Source organism: Pilosibacter rotomagensis, from assembly GCF_045062245.2.
Classification (GTDB): domain Bacteria; phylum Bacillota; class Clostridia; order Lachnospirales; family Lachnospiraceae; genus Pilosibacter.
Window position 1 is genome coordinate 2,776,271 of the sequence record NZ_CM170323.1, and the last position, 17,575, is coordinate 2,793,845.

Below are 17,575 nucleotides of genomic sequence, written 5' to 3' on the forward strand. Positions count from 1 at the left end.
CGCTCTCACCTCCTTTAAATTTCACAAAATCCCATTTCAGGCTCATCCACAACACCCGCTTTCTTGTCATAATATCCATCACATAATACCAGAAGCCCTTCCTCATTTTCGTATATGGCATTCCCCAGCTTATTTTTCCTGTTTTCTGAGATGCCAACGGTATATCTCTGTAATTTTCTCAATATTTTTTTCTTTTCTGCTTCCGTCTGTGTTTGCGACAGCTCCTCAAGCAGCCGCTTCGGTTCATTTCCATAGGGAACTACGACACTGATTTTGTGGGTATCAGTGATGACCTCAAACTCATGTCCGGCCGTTAAAAATGCCTGTGGAAGCTTTGTATGGATCTTTCTTTCATATTTTCGATAATATTGGTTTTGTCCTGTCTGATTTTTCCCAAGCAGATCGGTCAAGGTCATCGTCACTCCGCTCACCTCGACCGGATATTTCGTTTCCAGCTCTCGTAATTGTGAGTAATAAGCAGAATAATAGAATTTTATGGCCGCCTCCGAATCGAGGGCGCCCTCATCAAGATCAAAACTATGCAAAACCTTCTGCAGGGCTGCCTGTGCATCTCTGATTTCCCGCAAGTGCTCCAGATGCTCCGCATCATCAGACATCTGAACAATATAGACCGCTCCCATTTTTCCAAGCTCCTTATGACGATTGCATCTTCCGGCAGCCTGGATCACGTTATCTAATCCCGCCTTTGACCGGATCACACAGCCAAAGGAAAAATTAACGCCCGCTTCCACCACCTGTGTGCTGACACAAATGATCTTATTTTCTCTTTTTTTCAATGCAAGCTTTATTTCCTTCAACGTATCCAGCTTGTGCTGCGGACACATATTATTGCTGAGATGAAAGATCTCATATTCATCCGAACAGCTCTCCTCCAGCCTTCGGAATACCTGAAATGCACATGCGGTAGTATTTACGATCGCTAAAGTACTCCGGTATTCTTCGGTTTTCTCAAGTATAAACTCCTTCAGATCTTCGGTTTTCATCCTGCCCGGATAACGTTCTGTTTCATCGATGATTTCTGCCCGTTTGAAAATCTCCGCATATTTTTCAGTTTCCCTTGACATTTCCCTGCATTCACATATATTATTTTCCTTAAGAGGAGCCAGCGTCGGCTGTGTCGCAGAACATAATACAACCGTTGAATCGCCAAACTGCGTAAGGAAATTTACCGCCAGATTAAAAAGCTCCGTACATTTTACCGGAAATGCCTGCACCTCATCAAATATGATAATACTATTGCATAAATTATGCATTCTGCGAATGCAGGACTTGCGATCGGAAAACAATGTATTCAGGATCTGTACTGCTGTTGTTACGATGATCGGTGTGTCCCAGGTTTCCGTGAGATCGCGATATCGTTCTTCCTCACCAGCCTCGCAGATCACGTTGCAATGATGCTCCAAAACAACCGAGGGCATTCCTACCGCATTTCTTATTTCTTCCGCATTCTGTTCCAGTATGGAATTATAGGGCGCTATATAAATAATCCTCTGCTTTTTCTGTTTTTCGGCATGATATAGAGCAAAACGAAGACTGCTCAAGGTTTTTCCGGCAGCAGTCGGTACGGTCAAACGATATCGTTTTTCCTCTGATTCTGCAGCCGCTCTGCAGGAATCCGATATCTCCTGCCGAACATCATTGAGTTTATTTCCCTGATCCGGATTTTTCCGAACCTCATTTTCCATATACTGCTCAAAATTGCAGATACATTCCTTCCATATTCTCTGCGTTTCTTCCTGCGAAAATCTTTTCTCAATCTCAATAGGGATATCCTGAAAAAAACAGCCCGTATCTGTCCAATCCCCATCGATCAGCAGCGATAATGCGACCCTCAGATACATTCCCAGATAAAAATATCTGCTCCCGTATTTTTTTCCTTTGGAATCACAATTCTTAACAAAATCCCCTATCTTTTGAAGCATGATCCGGTATGACTGATCTGCCTGCTCTCCGATCTTCTCTAACAGTTCTCTATCATAAAGCTTAAAAAAGCTTTCTTTGATACGGGAATACTCGATCTCTTTTTTCAAGCGCCGTTCCTGCAGCATCTGGCCATTTTCTAAATTAATACAATCCTCCAGCCCATGATGGAAGTAGATCAACGTGCTGATAAATTCCGAAACCGGGTTTCCCCTTAACAGCTCTAATGCGATTCTTCCTCCGGCGGTGGAATGATCCAATCCATACTGATGAGCCTCGTCCCCTCGCGCAAGGATATTTTTAAAATCCGCCTGATTTTCCGTACCGAGCTTTCCCGCATCGTGAAGAAATCCTGCCAGCTCTACAATACTTTTCAGCTCCGGAAGCTCACATATCCGAGAGGAAAAGCAAGCCACATTCCCCGAATGCTCCTGCATGGACTGGCATCTTTGGGATTTATGATCCACATGTGCCAGCTTAACATAAGCTGGATTTTGATAAGCCGAATTTTGATCCCGCAACTGATCCTGCTGCTGATTTTGCTGCTCAGAAAGCTTGATCTTCGCACTTTTCATTTTGCATCTCTCCGTTTATCTGCCTTTTATTTACTGTAATTTCATCATAGTCCCTTCATCTCAAAAAGTCAATGTAATATATAAATTTATAATAATATGAATTTATTATGGAATGGGGATGACAAACTTAAAAAAGCAATCGAATCATTTCAATTCAATTGCCTTTTTATAAATATATAACAATATTTTTCAACTCACAGGCTTTCGCCTGACACGCAGCAATGACAGCGAAAACAGTATAGTCCTGTTTCCGATGCCGATTAATGCTTTTTTATTATAGCGTTCACCAAAACGCTTGACAAGCTTAATTTTAGCGGATTTTTTCCCGCGAAAAATAAGAAAATAAAAATAAGCAAATAGAAATCCGGAAGGATTCCCAAAGCCTATGGATCCCTTCCGGATTATTCTATACTTAGTGCAAGAGCATCGCTCCGCGGAAGATGCGCAGTGATTCTGGCAGGAATATGTCAGCTTCTCTTACCAGAATCACGCGCCAAGTCTCACGGAGGTTCGGCTTGAAACTCGCTTTACTGCTTGTTTCTTCCGTCCCAGACACCGTTTTTATCTACATAGTATCCATCCGGTGTCCTTTGTCCGGCGCACATAATCCCTCTCTTTCCATCGGAAATCGGGTTAAAATAGTACCAGACTCCATCGAGAAGCACCCAGCCGGTCTGCATGCCGTGTTCCAGATCCATATAGAACCAGCCGCCGTAATCCTCATCTCTTAACCAGCCTGTCTTAGCATAACCCGTTTCATCAAAGGCCCACCATTTTCCGTTGATCTTCTCCCAGCAATGCGAAACACCACCGGAATCACGCACGCTTCCCTTCGGGTAGGTATTATCTGCAAAGCGTAACCACCAGCCATGCTCATCCATCATCCAATGGCTCTTTCCGTCATTGACAAAGCTGTTTGTTTCTCCTGTGGTAATTCCTGCCATACTGTCGACCGTTCCTTTGACTGAATCGTGGCTGACTACACCGCTGCCGGAGGTTTTATCCTTACCGGAGGACGGGCTGTTGCGGTTCGGTCTTTCCGGCTCATCCGAATCATCTGAATCATCCGTTCTGTTCGATTCGTTCGGTTTGCCTGATTCACCCGGCTTTTCCGTTTCACCCGGCTTTTCCGTTTCACCCGGCTTTTCCGTTTCGCCCGGTTTTTCCGTTTCGTCCGGCTTTTCCGTTTCGTCCGGCTTATCTTCCGTTGCTGTCACTTCTGCCGTACCGGTCATTGCTGCAATCTCATAACGAGCGGATGCCCATTCATTCGGTGTAAATATCACCTCGTAACTATGGGTGCCCGCCTGTGCCGTCTGGGCCGGATTCTTCCAGGCAAAGCTTCCGTATTCGGTGCTTCCTCCTGATAAGGCAGAGTCACTTAGAGGACTTCCCGCCTTCACCGACGCTGCCGTTGGCCAGGTGATCTGCGGTGCAGCCACCTTTCCGATCGTAAATGTAAATGCAGCCGAAGCAGGCGTGTTGTATTTGGCCGCCCACTCATCATAAGTGTCAAAATCAAACTCGGCTGTCATCCGGTGCGTTCCTACGGATGCGACTCCCGGCTTTGTCAGGTTGAGAACCGCAGATCCAGCTTCCCCTACAGAGATCGTATCAGGATTCTGAATTCCATTATCATGGAAGCGGATCATACCCTGCGGCTTGTCACCATACGCTCCCTGAATACCTGCAATGATATCAAAATCATCCTCGTAGGTTCCGAGAATCCCTTCCGGCTGCTGCGCTCCGGTATTCCGGTTTACAGCGGTTAAGGTAAGGATGAGTGTTCCTTTTTCAATGGTGATCCTTCCCTCTGCCGGTGTGCTTGTGCCAAGGTAATTCGTTCCCTCTGCCATGGTGATGATTACATCTGCGGAACCGGTACCTTTAATGGTCACCTGTCCCTGTGCGTCCACGGTGAGAACCTTTTCATCAGAGCTTGTATAGTTCAGAACTCCATCTCCCACTTTCTTCACACCTGTCAGTGGAAAGCTGTCGTCTCCATAGGTTTTTTCTCCAATCCATGCTTCCGTATCGATGGAAACCGAACCCTGTCTCCGATGGATCGTTCCGGTCTGGGCTGGATATGTGATCAGGTAATTCTGCAGATTCACTGCACTCTCGCCCGTCTCAACCCTTGCCTCTGAGGAATCAACGGTTACCGGCTTACCGGTTCCGGCATTGGCATCTGCAAAGCTTCCTTTCAGGCCACTGATGGTATAGCTCTGACCCAAAGCACCTATCTTCACCGTTGCCTCTAACGTAATATCGGTACTTCCATCATAGTTTTTTTCAATAGGTGTCGTAAGAACTGCATGCAACTCTTTCGGTGATATCTCCGGAATCACATCTCTTTCCAAACTATTTCCATACTGCCCTTCTGACGCTCCATCCGGGATAAATTCTACCTGATATGCAGTTGTTCCCTTTACCTCCGGATAAATGGAGGAAGCAGGCGTTTCTTTCTGATTTTCGCTGAACCTCCATGTTCCTGAAACCGGTAATCTCTTATAATTAACGACCTGAAATCCCGCTGCCAGCTGTACCGAAATCTGATCCAGCGTCTGTCCATAGGTTCCCGTCGTTTCAAAGGATACTTTACCGGCGGGACCGTCAATCAGTAATGCATCCGGTGTTGTCACCGACAAGCGTTCAGCCGGCTTCGATGCAAAACTGCTATCTGTTGCTTTCACACGAAGGGTTATATAATAGGTGTTAGCCGGCTTCGGTGACGTAAACGTCCTCTCCATCTGCCATTGAAGCGCACCCGACTCAGATTCAGCAATTCCATACTCATACTTGGCATCAATCGGCTCGACAATTTTGATAGAGTAGCTGGTTTTCGTTACCTTTGTTATCTTATCCGGTTTTGCCGGTCTTACCGGAATCATTATTGCGGCTGCTTCGCCTGCTGCGGAACCTCCTGCTGTGGAACCTGTAGCTGCTTTTCGCACATACAGGGTAATCTCGTTCGCGTTCCCCAGCTGTTTATCCAGAATTTCCGTCAGAGACGCCTCGTCACCTGCCGGGATCTTTGTCCAAAATTCAGAATCCCTGGATTGTGCATATTCGAGCTCATACAGAGCCGTATTTTTCAGGACTTCCCGTTGATAATCAATAGAAGTCTGTTCACGCTCTAATACATTCTCATCCTTGCCTGCCTCAACCTTTCCGGTAAATTCCACACCGCCAAAGGAGGCTTTCACTGCCTCCGAAGCCGGAAGGTACATATAGAGCTTTCCGTTGGAATCTGTCCGGACATCCTTAAAGCCGTAGGAGCTTCCTTCAATGCCTGCTTTTTCAACCAGTGTATTATTCTCATAGATACCGGTCAGATCCGCTGTGGTGTAATAAACCGGGTCATCCTTCCCGTCTTTTGGTGTATTCTTCTGCCACGTTTTGCCTACCTGTTCCCAGCCATAAATGATCGGTCGCGGTATAAATCCATCCGCCTCCTTCAAACAGATCGTTCCACCCGTAATCGTCACATCAGTTTGTACCTGTGTATTACTACTTTCTCCCATCCCAATATGTGCTACTTTCCTATACCCTGTCGTTTTTTTATCCAGACATATGGTACCACCGTCAATCAGCACCTTCGATGAACTATCTTTACCACTTCCGATGCAGGCTCCCACTTCAGAATAAGCTGTAATCATTCCGCCATGAATCTCAATCTCAGCAGTTATCGCTGGGTTTCCAGGAGCATGTCCATAACCGCTTCCAATTCCTGCACCACTCCACGAGCTTGCATTCACCGTTCCGCCTTCTATCACGATTTTACCGGTTCTATTATTGCCAGAAGCACTTCCTGTTCCGATTCCGGCACCATTCCATGTTGTTTCTGCAGTAACCGTTCCTCCGCTGATTTGTATTTCTGTTACACTTTTTCCTACCGAAGCACCGATGGCAGCTCCCATAGAACGGGAATTTGTCATTTTTGCAATTACAGTCCCCCCCTTGATGTGAATGGTTCCTGCATCCTCTCCTCCATTTCCTCCAATTGCTGCACCATTTCTGGTTGCTGTTGTTTCATTGAGCACCTCTATAGAACCCTGCTGTTCCGGCTCACTGTCAATCGTAAGCTTTGCACCTTTCGCCACGCTGATGCCGGCAGGTGAAGAAGAATTCTCTGATTTATTAATCGAAATCTTGTTTTCCCCCTCCAGATAGGTGATCACCTGGGACGCTCCGTTTATCTGAATCGGTGCGATAGCCTCTGCCGGTGTAATCGTAAGGTTCTTTAATACGAGCTTTAATTCCCCGGAAGCTTGGGTATTCACAGAGAGATGATACTTCTCTACCAGCTCAGATGAAGTGATCCGATAACATTTATCGTAGGGCTGGTCTATTAGCTTTGCTTTAACCACTTGGCCGGAATCATCTCTTTTAGAATATAAAATGGTCAGCTGACCATTTTCTTCGGAAAAAGATATATCTCCAAGGGAAAGATCCAGTTCTCCCTCCAGCGCCTCTGCCGCATTTAATACGGTAATATCCGTTCCAGCAGCCTTTGCTTCTACCGTTTCGCTGTCCAGAGTAAAGCTTCCTCCGGAGCTGCCTAAACCTGCAATACCCGTATTTATCACAAACCGGTAATTTCCGGCCGGAAGATATGCCAGAGCATATGCATGATTGCCTGCTTCTGCATCGATTGTCAGTTTCCCGTCAAAGGCGAACTGGCCTTCGTTCTGCTTTAATTCCACCGGAGCTTCTAAGGCTCCAGCCAGCCGTCCGGCTGTCAGGGATACTTCCTCTGCCGCCTGCACCTTTGATGAATAGAAGTGGAACCGGACAGGATACAGGGGTTTTCCGATGGTAAGGGAAAGATTCGTTTCCTCCTTTGACTTCATCGAGAGGGATCCTGTTACTGTAAAGCTATTCGTATTTTCTCCTTCCCCTCCTTCTTCCTGTACCTGAACCGATACCGGAACCTCTCCGAACAGAGGCGTATACCAGCTGACATTACCAGTCTTTATCTGATAACCGGAAGCTTTTTGAGATGAATAGGTTACTACATCCGGTGCAGTGCCGCCTTCGCTTGCTTCTTCCCCGATTTGAGCTGTCAGTGTATATTTCTTACCATCCCTCAAACGGCCATCATGGATGGTCAGATCCATTGTCTTCTGGTAGGCGGTTTTTCCAAGTGTGACGGAGATGGTTTCATCCATTCCTTTGTTTAAAGCAACCCTTCCCTCCATCGTCTTACCTGTCCCACCACCGGAAGGCTCCAGCGCTACAACCATCTGCATATTTCCGGAATGGCCTATCCACTGGGTTATATCCGGTATCGTTCCCATGAATCCGGAGACGGTCATTTCTGCCTTTGTCTGATAAACCGGGTTTGTTCTTTCTGTATCATTCTCCCGATACAGGGATATGTCAGCCTGATAGGTTCCACCTGATAGCTGGTTATCATAAGCGGTGATCCGGAATGTTTTTTTCCCGTAGGTGCATTCTCCCCGGGGAGCAATCTTGCTTTCAAGCGGCAGCTCCAGCTGCACCTTCTCGGAAATAGTGACACTGCCGCCTTTCATGCTATTTCCATTAACATCCCTTAACACTCCATAACCAATATTTCCGCCCTTTACCTTCACAGATCCACTTAATATCTGGATCTCACCACAGGATAATTTTAAATCACTCACTCCATTCCATCCGCTGCCGATGGCTGCTCCCAGATATCCCCACGCACTATTATAAGAAGATACGGTTATATCGGGAGCTTCGCCATTCGCCCCGTCGATCACGATCGTGTCTACACCTCCACCAGTTCCGCCTCCGATTCCGGCTCCTGTATTCTTTCCTCCTTCTGCGGTTATCGTTCCACCCAGTATTTTAATGGTTCCGCCGATTCCATAGGTACCGGTTCCGATTCCGGCTCCTCCTTGATAATCCGTCACTCCGGAAACCCAATAAACTCCACCTTCAGCTGCAATGGTTCCACCCTTGATTATAATCGTTCCTGTCCCATATTTCGTACCGTCGAAATCTTTTGTTTCGAGAGCTCCATGGAAATAGGAGACCGCATCGGCATTTCCTCCGATACCGGCGGCCCCATAGGCACCTCCCACTGCCCTCAGGCTTCCGTTACTATTCTCCGTAATAACCAGTGTTGCCCCTTTTTCCACCTCAATTCCGGCTCCATGCTCCAGCCCCAAAAGTGTATTGTCTCCTTTTAAGGTCAGATTCAGCTGGGCATTGCCTTTCAGGTAAATACCAGCCAGATCCCATCCTCCGGCACCGGCGCCACCGGATTGGATCGTTACATCTTTAATGGTCAGATCGACCGTAACATTATCAATTGTGATACCGCCCTTAATGTCTAAAAAATCCCTCGGCCGGATGCTCGGGCAATAGGAGCCGGTAATGGTTTTTCCATTAAACTGATCTACATTACGGCTATTAATGACCAGAGGGCTATTATTCAGGTTACATTCCTCGCCTGCCAGAGTCATCAACTGCATCTCTCCTACGAGAACGCAGATTTCCGGAAGTTCTGCCTCCTCTCCCAGTGAATATTCCTCCGGCAGAACCGGTGTGTAGACATAGGCACAGCCGTTGTAGTCCTGATTCGCCTCATAATAGCCATTCCAAGTCTTATCGGAGGTTTCGATAGGCTCTCCGTCCTCGTCAAATTCTTCAAAATATTCCTGCGGGGAGATCCCGCCGTGAAATTCCGGATAGTCGCTTTCATTGATATCCAGCTTCCATGTCACGCCGGAAATTCTTCTGATATCCTCATCTGCATCCGTCTCCGAGCTTTCTTTTTCGGTGTCAGCTTCCGCATCTATCTGCTGTTCGCCTTCTGCTTTTTGAGCATCCTCTAAAGTTTCCCGCTTCATCCGAACCTCCAGAGTATCCGGAAGAACGATATCGCTTTCTTTGGCACCCAGAGAGAGCTTCTGCACTGCAATGGCCTCATCCAGCTCCAGAAACGCTTTTATCTCTGCTTTTGTCTCTGCTCCTGTTGCTGCGCCGTTTGGTGCTCCGTTTGCACCTGACTCGCCGCTGTTATCTTTTACTTCCGCATTCGACGGAGAAGCATCCGACGGAGAGGCTTTTAACGCAGATTTTTTTAATGCAGCTTCTTTTTCTGCTGTTTCCGCAGTATCATCTGACTCCGTTTCAGCCCCGATCCGCCGCAGTGAACCGGCCGCCAATGCCTGCGGCTGCCATTCACATGTATTCCATATTAATATAGCTGACAATGCAGCTGCTAAAATTCGTTTCGATTTTTTTCTCATACAATTTTCCTCCCACTGAGACAAATTTGCTATTACTCACCACCCGAAAGAGGTGGGAGTCTTCTCGACTGAGATAAACATCAGGTTCCCGCAATATTTACATTTTTCGCATAATCTTCTATACTAATAGTATATCAATTACGTGTTTTTCTGAAAACCACCTCGACGCAAATGGTCAAACCTCGACCTATTTGGTTCAGAAGCATCGTGGTGAAGGGAGTGCTGAAATTATGATGCATATTGCTATTGTGGAAGATTTCGTTTTCGATCAGAAGCATCTGATCGATTTAATACAGAAGAATTTCGAGGAGCATGGAGAAATGGCTGATTTTACCTGCTATGAGAGCGGTGAAGCCTTTTTAAAGGCTTTCCGCCCCGGTCTTTTCAACGCTGTATTTATGGATATTATGCTTGCAAAAAACGGTCTGAACGGGATTGAAACAGCCGAAAAGCTTCGAGCTGTTGCCGCACGGATCCCTCTTATCTTTGTGAGCAATGAGCGGGATTATTCCCTTGAGGGATACCGGGTACATCCGCTTGACTATCTCTTAAAGCCGGTGGATGCAGACGCTCTGGACTGGTGCCTCAATGAGATCCGCACCTTTCTTTCCGAACCGGCTTACATTGAGATTCAGGCTGTCCTTGGACAGGGGCAGTCATCCTGCCAGCGGATTCTTCTGGATGATTTTTTATACGCGGAAACGCAGAATCACCGCCTGATCATCCACACCTTAAAAGGGGACGTTGCCACGCGCCTCTCTTTTTCGGATCTAATGGCGCTGCTGCCAAAGGGCGGACGTTTTTATATGAGCGGCCGCAGTCTCCTCCTCAATTTTTCGCAGGTGATCTCTGTGGAGGAGGATGGTTCTGTCCGTCTAAAAAATGGTTCCTGCCTTTTCTGCAGCCGTCGAAAGAAAAAAGAGACAAAGGAAGCATTTATGGAATACCTTTTTACCTATATGCGGAAGGGAATGATTTCATAAAATATTTTAGACCAAAAACCGGGAGTATCAGATAGCGAAAATAAATCCTACGGAGGAATAGCTGATGAGTAATGCAGGCTTATTTCTACATACCACTATTAATTTTGATGAAGTTGCAGCGGCTTTAGATTATGGGCAAAGAACTTTAGATCACGCAACCTATGCAAAGGTAACAAACGCCTTTAAGAAAATGATATTTCACTGCCTTCTCTGGATCTTTATATCCATAATCATCTGTTGTGGCACTGTACTGTTAAGCCATCACATCCAGAACCTGAAGACAAATGAATTGCTGACAGCTTATAATGCAACGACTTTTAAAGGAGGAGTGCGAACCAGTCCGACCACGGTAATGTATACAGAAGGCAGCTCCTATCAATATGATGTCGCCGGGCTTGGCTTAAATCTTGATACAGACTTTCCGCATCAGAGAGCATTAACCTTATTATTAGATGACCAAAACCAGCTGAAAGGCGTGATTTCTAATGATGAATCCAACAAAATAACCGATATATTCGCATTTGGACTTGTTTTCGGAATGATCGAGATGGCGGTAATCATGATCGTCTATACATTTTTTGTTCGGAAGCATACGCCTTATGGCAAAAAATGGTATGCCTTTATGAAATGGTTCGAAACCAGAGATGACACCCTGCTTGATATCATACGGGAATAATGCCATGCAAGATTTCTTTTATCTTAATTTCCTGTTACATAAAAACAGTCCCGGCATACAGACACTTCTGTCCATATCGCCGGAACTGTTTTTATTTTTACATGATCTTATTGCGCCAAAGTTCTCTTACTCTCTTACCAACAGAGACTTACCAGTCATCTTTTTCGGCTGTTCCCTTATTGCCCGCGCCAGCTGTCCGTGCCGTCCCAGCTTCCGTCTTCCTTATGTTTTGGTATTTTTTGAAAGTTGTTTATAGCAGAGCCTGTGAAAGCAGGGGAGAGTGGATAAAAGTACGGAAACTCAAGATGTATAAATCCTTGACATTTTTTTTATTCAATGTTAGAATGACAAAAAGAAGCGGGTTTTGCGACCGTACAGTATTATTACTCAAGCGGGTTGCTCGCTTCTTTTTTTGTGCGCAAAATATCATAAAGATACATTTTTCCATCTGCATCGTGCCGCACAAGCATTCTTGCTGAGAAAATATTATAGCGAATCAAGGTGCCATTTTCTTCGTAAACAGGCAGACCAAATCGTACATCATAACGATACCAACCATTTTTAGCTCTATTTCCATGTCTATCTCCATAATCTGGAAATTCTGATTTATTCTCTGCTATTTGTATTAATTCCTTAATTGCCTGTGCCGCGTTAGCTTTTGCCTTTGCATTTGCCCCCTTTAAACCACGAGCATCTTTTGCGTTTGCAAATTCATCAGGGAATTCTTTTCCAATATATATTTTTTCTGATGACTCTGCTATCTCGTAACACTCTCCAATATATTCTTTTAAATATTTTTCAACTTCTTCCCAATCGATATTTCTTTTTCCCTTAAACCGTATATCGTTTATAATTACGATATTTTTCCCGAATTCATCTTGAATAATAGAAACATTTTTACTGGCACTATAAAATTTATTCTCACTCCGCAGCTTCTCACTATACAACATCAATCTTAACAGATAATCCGGCATATTCCGATGTGCAAGTTCCCATTCCTGCACTGTCCTGTATGGGATGCAAAAATACTCCGCAAATTCCCGGCGATTTAGTCCCATAATGCTTCTAAGTTCTTTTAATATTTCTTTGTTTTCCATTGATCCTCCGCTATAATATACTCATTGAGTATATTATAGCGGATATATTTTTATTTACAAGTAACTTCGTCTAAATATCTTGTATTATATGTACTCCACCTTACAGGTATCTCCCCGTCACACTTTCTTTCACATTTTTGATCTCCTCCGGCGTCCCACACGCAACAATCCGGCCACCCTGTTCTCCGCCGCCAGGGCCCATGTCGATGATATAGTCGGCATTTTTAATCACATCCAGGTCGTGTTCGATGACAAGGACGGTGGCTCCGTTTTCAATCAGCGTCTGGAATACACCGAGGAGCACCTGGACATCCGCCGGGTGAAGACCGATCGTCGGCTCATCGAAGACGAAGACCGTGTCCTCCTGGGCTTTTCCCATCTCGCTTGCAAGTTTCAGTCGCTGGGCCTCGCCGCCGGAGAGGCTCGGGGTCTCCTCGCCCAGAGTCAAGTAGCCAAGTCCTAAATCCCTTAATACCTGCAGTCTCTGGGAGACAATCTTCATATCCCTGCAATTCTCCAGCGCCGTATTGATATCCATATCCATAAGTTCCGGCAGGGAATGGGAAACTCCCCTTTTGTCCGTGTGCTTTACAAGATCCGCCTCTTTCGAATATCTCGATCCGCGGCAGTCCGGGCACGGGATCTCCACGTCCGGCAGGAACTGGACATCCAGGCTGATCACGCCTGTTCCGTCACATCCAGGGCAGCGGAGTTTTCCCGTATTGTAGGAGAAATCCCCGGTCTTATACCCAAGACGTTTCGCGTCCGGTGTTCTCGCAAAGATCTTTCGCAGCTCATCATGGACATTCGCATAGGTCGCCACCGTGGAGCGGACATTCGTGCCGATGGGTGCCGCGTCGATGAGCTTCACTTGACGGATCCCCTCCGCCTGGATCTCATGGACGTGTTCCGGACGTTTTTCGCCGTGAATCATGGCGGATAACGCCGGGATCAGACTCTCTAAGACGAAAGTCGTCTTTCCGGAACCGGAAACTCCTGTGACCACGGTCATCCGACCTTTCGGGATATCCGCAGACAAAGGTTTTACCGTGTGGATATTTCCGGTGGAGATATGGATTTTTCCATACTCAAACATATTCTCCCGATTCGCCCGGACTCTCGTGCAGGTATCCGCTTTTCCGGATAGGAACGGTCCCAATACCGACTTTCCCGATTCTTCGATCTCCCCGATGGTCCCCTCCGCAATGACGGTTCCGCCGCCAGCCCCGGCTTCCGGTCCCATCTCGATCATCCAGTCAGACTCCTTTAAGATCTGGACGTCATGATCCACGAGAACTACGGAGTTTCCGTCTGCAATCAGGTCATGCATGACACCGGTGAGTCCCTCGATATTCGACGGGTGAAGACCGATAGACGGCTCGTCCAGCACATAGAGGACACCCGTCGTGCGGTTTCTCACGGCTCTCGCGAGCTGCATTCTCTGGCGTTCCCCAGTGGAGAGTGTAGATGCGGCGCGGTCCAGGGAGAGATATCCCAACCCAAGGTCTAATAACCGCTTTGCCACCTCTAGAAACGACGCGCAGATATTCTCCGCCATCGGGCGCATCTCCTTCGGAAGAGACCACGGCACACTGCGGACCCACTCCGTGAGGTCATTTAATGGCATTCGGCACATTTCATCCAGGGAGATTCCCCGGAGCCTCGGCGCTCTCGCTGCCTCCGAGAGTCTGGAACCGCCGCAATCCGGGCAGATGTCCTGTTTTAAGAACTTTTCCACTCGCTTCATGCCCTTTTCGTCTTTTACCTTCGCCAGGGCATTCTCCACCGTGTAGACCGCATTATAATAAGTAAAATCAAGCTCACCCGCCTGATTGCTGTTCTTGGCATGGTAAAAGATGTGCTTTTTCTCCGCCGGTCCGTTGTATACAATGTTCTTTTCCTTCTCCGTGAGATCCTTAAATGGCACGTCCGTCCGCACCCCCATCTCCCGGCAGACGTCCGTCATCAGGGACCACATAAGGGAATTCCACGGAGCTACCGCGCCCTCATCGATGGTAAGGGATTCATCCGGCACCAGGGCCGCACGGTTAACAGTGCGTACGATTCCCGTTCCGTCGCATGTCCTGCAGGCGCCTTGGCTGTTGAAGGCCAGTTCCTCCGCCGACGGGGCGTAGAATTTTTCCCCGCACTTCGGACAGGAGAGTTCCTTTCCCGCCGCCACAAGAAGGGTTGGTTCGATATAATGTCCGTTCGGACATCGGTGGCTCGCCAGTCTCGACACCATGAGACGCAGGCTGTTTAAAAGCTCCGTTCCTGTTCCGAAGGTACTGCGGATCCCCGGGATTCCAGGCCTCTGGTGAAGCGCCAGCGCCGCTGGGACATAGAGTGCCTCATCCACCTGTGCCTTCGCCGCCTGGGTCATGCGGCGTCTCGTGTAGGTGGAGAGAGCCTCTAAGTAGCGCCTGGAGCCTTCCGCGTAGAGGACACCCAGAGCCAGAGATGATTTTCCTGAACCCGAGACTCCGCCGATGGCGACGATCTTGTTTAAAGGAACGTCCACATCAATATTTTTCAAGTTATGGACCCGTGCGCCGCGGATCTTGATTTTTTCGATCATAGTTTCTCCCTACTGCCCGTTCTTCGAATACATCACCTTCGCACTGATCCCCTTGATCTTTCCAAGCTTCCCTGAAAGCGCACTGATCCGGTCAGACGGGGCGTCAACGATGACGCTGATGATGTTCACTTGTTTCTTCTCGTACGGAAGTCCCATTCTTCCGATAATATACGGGCTGTAATCGTGAAGGATTCTGTTGATCTCCTCCACAGCCTCTTTATCTTCCACAATAATTCCCACTACCGCGATTCTTGTTTCCTGTTCCATACTGCTCTCCTTCTGTCCTGTCCGAAATCATTTCCTTCATCTTAATGCGCCGGGAATCCTTATGTCAAGTGTGCACAAAAAAATAGTCCCGGCATACAGACTCTCTGCGTCCACACTGCCGGAACTATTCTTCATATTTTCTGCCGCTGTTTTACAACACACCAGCCTTTATTACTTTCTCACAAGCAGAGACTTACCAGTCATCTCTTTCGGCTGTTCCATTCCCATAAGTTCAATCAGGGTCGGAGCGATATCTGCAAGACAGCCGCCCTCTCTGAGACCATAGCCCTCGCCTGCGTTTACGAGGATAAACGGAACCGGATTCGTTGTGTGAGCGGTCCACGGCTCTCCTGTCTTGTAGTCGATCAGCTGCTCTGCGTTTCCATGGTCAGCACAGATGAACATCACGCCGTCAACCTCTTTGATTGCCTCAACTGCTTTTCCAACACACTCGTCGACAGCCTCGATGGCCTTGACCGCCGCGTTCTCAACGCCTGTGTGGCCTACCATATCCGGATTTGCGAAGTTTACGATAATAACATCATATTTTCCGGAGCGGATCGCGTCTGTCAGCTTCTCACAAACAGCCGGTGCGCTCATCTCCGGCTGAAGGTCATAGGTTGCGACCTTCGGGGACTTCACGAGGATACGGTCCTCACCCGGATTCGGTTCCTCAACGCCGCCGTTGAAGAAGAAGGTAACGTGGGCATATTTCTCTGTCTCAGCAATTCTCGCCTGAGTCTTCCCGTGGGCAGCAAGGAACTCACCGAGAGTATTCTTGATCGTCTCTTTCTTGAATGCGACAAGTTTGTTCGGGATCGTCTCATCGTAATCAACAAAGCATACATATGTGGTCTTGATCCTCTTCGCTCTCGCAAATCCTGTAAACTCGTCATCACAGAATGCGCGGGTCATCTCTCTTGCGCGGTCCGGACGGAAATTGAAGAAGATCACGGAATCGTTGTCCCTGATCGTTCCGATTGCATTTCCATCTTCCCCTGTCACAACAGCCGGAACAACGAACTCATCTGTCTTTCCGTCATCGTAGGACGCCTGAATCAGGGCCGTCGCTGATGTTCCCTTATTGCCCTCACCTGCTGTCAGTGCCTTATACGCAAGCTCCACACGATCCCAGCGGTTGTCACGGTCCATCGCATAATAACGTCCCATCACAGATGCAACCTTGCCGACGCCGAGTTCTTTCATCTTCTCTTCCAGAGCCGCAACAAAATCCTTTCCGGATGCCGGCGGTGTATCACGTCCATCAAGGAAGCAGTGAACGAATACCTTGTCGAGTCCGTTTCTCTTTGCAAGCTCTAAGAGTCCGTAGACATGAGTGATATGGCTGTGCACGCCGCCGTCGGATAAGAGTCCGAACAGGTGCAGTGCGGAATTGTTCTTTTTACAGTTTTCAACAGCTGCGAGGAACTCTTCGTTCTTGAAGAAATCTCCATCCTGAATGGATTTTGTGATTCTTGTCAGCTCCTGGTAAACGATGCGTCCTGCGCCCATGTTCAGGTGTCCGACCTCAGAGTTTCCCATCTGGCCCTCCGGAAGTCCGACAGCGAGTCCGCTGGCCTGACCTTCCACAAACGGGCACTCCTTCATTAAGCGGTCCATCACCGGCTTCTTCGCCTCATATACCGCATTTCCTTCATGTGTTTTATTCAGTCCGTAACCATCGAGGATCATTAACACTACTGGCTTTTTGCTCATGATTTTTTCTCCTTTATTGCGTGACTGCAGGAGCCAGCTCCAAACGGCAGCTTCCTGCGCTCTTTATAAATGCAATCATATTTCTGCGGTCGGAACGGAGCTTTCCGTCCAACGCTTTGATATCGGTACTATCATCGCAGAAACATCTATATTTTATACCAATTAGAACGTTCCTGCAACCGTTTCGGAGTAGAAATTGTTATAATTTTATCAGTCTTGATCTGCACGATCCTCCCCGCCTTCTTTCTCTCCGTAATTTCCACTCCAGAAAACTCATGCCCGAAAAAGGAGCTTCCTTCCAGGTGAGCATTCTATCCTACAGCGATTTCACAATTTTTTCACATCAAACACAATATTTCGACACATTTTTCCAGTATCCTGTAAAGCGTAACAGGACAGCAAGCCTGGAACAAAATATACTTTTTCATACTTGACCGGCAGAGCGTTCTGCCGGTCCCTCCCTTTTGTTTTAAAAACATTTACAATATAAATCCC

Annotated in this window: 8 protein-coding genes; 2 read left to right on the forward strand and 6 right to left on the reverse strand. The window is 47.4% G+C overall.

From position 1 onward, the window contains the following. Window positions 1-14: 14 nt before the first annotated feature. A complete protein-coding gene (gene cas3, locus ACI3EW_RS12450) occupies window positions 15-2,516 on the reverse strand; it encodes a CRISPR-associated helicase Cas3' (RefSeq protein ID WP_118530580.1) in 2,502 nt (833 codons plus the stop codon). Between the two features lie 527 nt (window positions 2,517-3,043). After that, window positions 3,044-9,763 (reverse strand): YDG domain-containing protein, encoded by a 6,720-nt coding sequence (locus ACI3EW_RS12455; protein WP_485663050.1) that lies wholly within the window; start codon window positions 9,761-9,763, stop codon window positions 3,044-3,046. 230 nt (window positions 9,764-9,993) lie between these two features. On the opposite strand from ACI3EW_RS12455, the gene ACI3EW_RS12460 reads away from it, so the two are divergent. Both ACI3EW_RS12460 and ACI3EW_RS12465 read left to right on the forward strand, forming a co-directional pair. Beyond that, a complete protein-coding gene (locus ACI3EW_RS12460) occupies window positions 9,994-10,746 on the forward strand; it encodes a LytR/AlgR family response regulator transcription factor (protein ID WP_118530576.1) in 753 nt (250 codons plus the stop codon). A 64-nt stretch (window positions 10,747-10,810) separates the two neighbouring features. Next, complete coding sequence (locus ACI3EW_RS12465; protein WP_118530574.1) at window positions 10,811-11,422, forward strand: hypothetical protein; 612 nt, start codon at window positions 10,811-10,813, stop codon at window positions 11,420-11,422. Between the two features lie 383 nt (window positions 11,423-11,805). Here ACI3EW_RS12465 and ACI3EW_RS12470 read toward each other — a convergent pair whose 3' ends face one another. The 4 genes from ACI3EW_RS12470 to gpmI form a co-directional block, all read right to left on the reverse strand. Further along, the gene (locus tag ACI3EW_RS12470; RefSeq protein WP_118530572.1) at window positions 11,806-12,519 is read right to left on the reverse strand and encodes a helix-turn-helix domain-containing protein; all 714 of its coding nucleotides are present in this window, start codon (window positions 12,517-12,519) and stop codon (window positions 11,806-11,808) included. A gap of 100 nt (window positions 12,520-12,619) precedes the next feature. Next, on the reverse strand, window positions 12,620-15,097 hold the full coding sequence (locus tag ACI3EW_RS12475; protein ID WP_215703264.1) for an excinuclease ABC subunit UvrA: 2,478 nt from the start codon (window positions 15,095-15,097) through the stop codon (window positions 12,620-12,622). Between the two features lie 9 nt (window positions 15,098-15,106). Beyond that, entirely contained in the window at window positions 15,107-15,364 is a 258-nt protein-coding gene (locus tag ACI3EW_RS12480) for a TM1266 family iron-only hydrogenase system putative regulator (protein ID WP_021904232.1), read from the reverse strand. 171 nt (window positions 15,365-15,535) lie between these two features. Beyond that, window positions 15,536-17,080, reverse strand: coding sequence for a 2,3-bisphosphoglycerate-independent phosphoglycerate mutase (gene gpmI, locus ACI3EW_RS12485; protein WP_405582216.1), 1,545 nt, complete (start codon window positions 17,078-17,080; stop codon window positions 15,536-15,538). Window positions 17,081-17,575 lie beyond the last annotated feature (495 nt).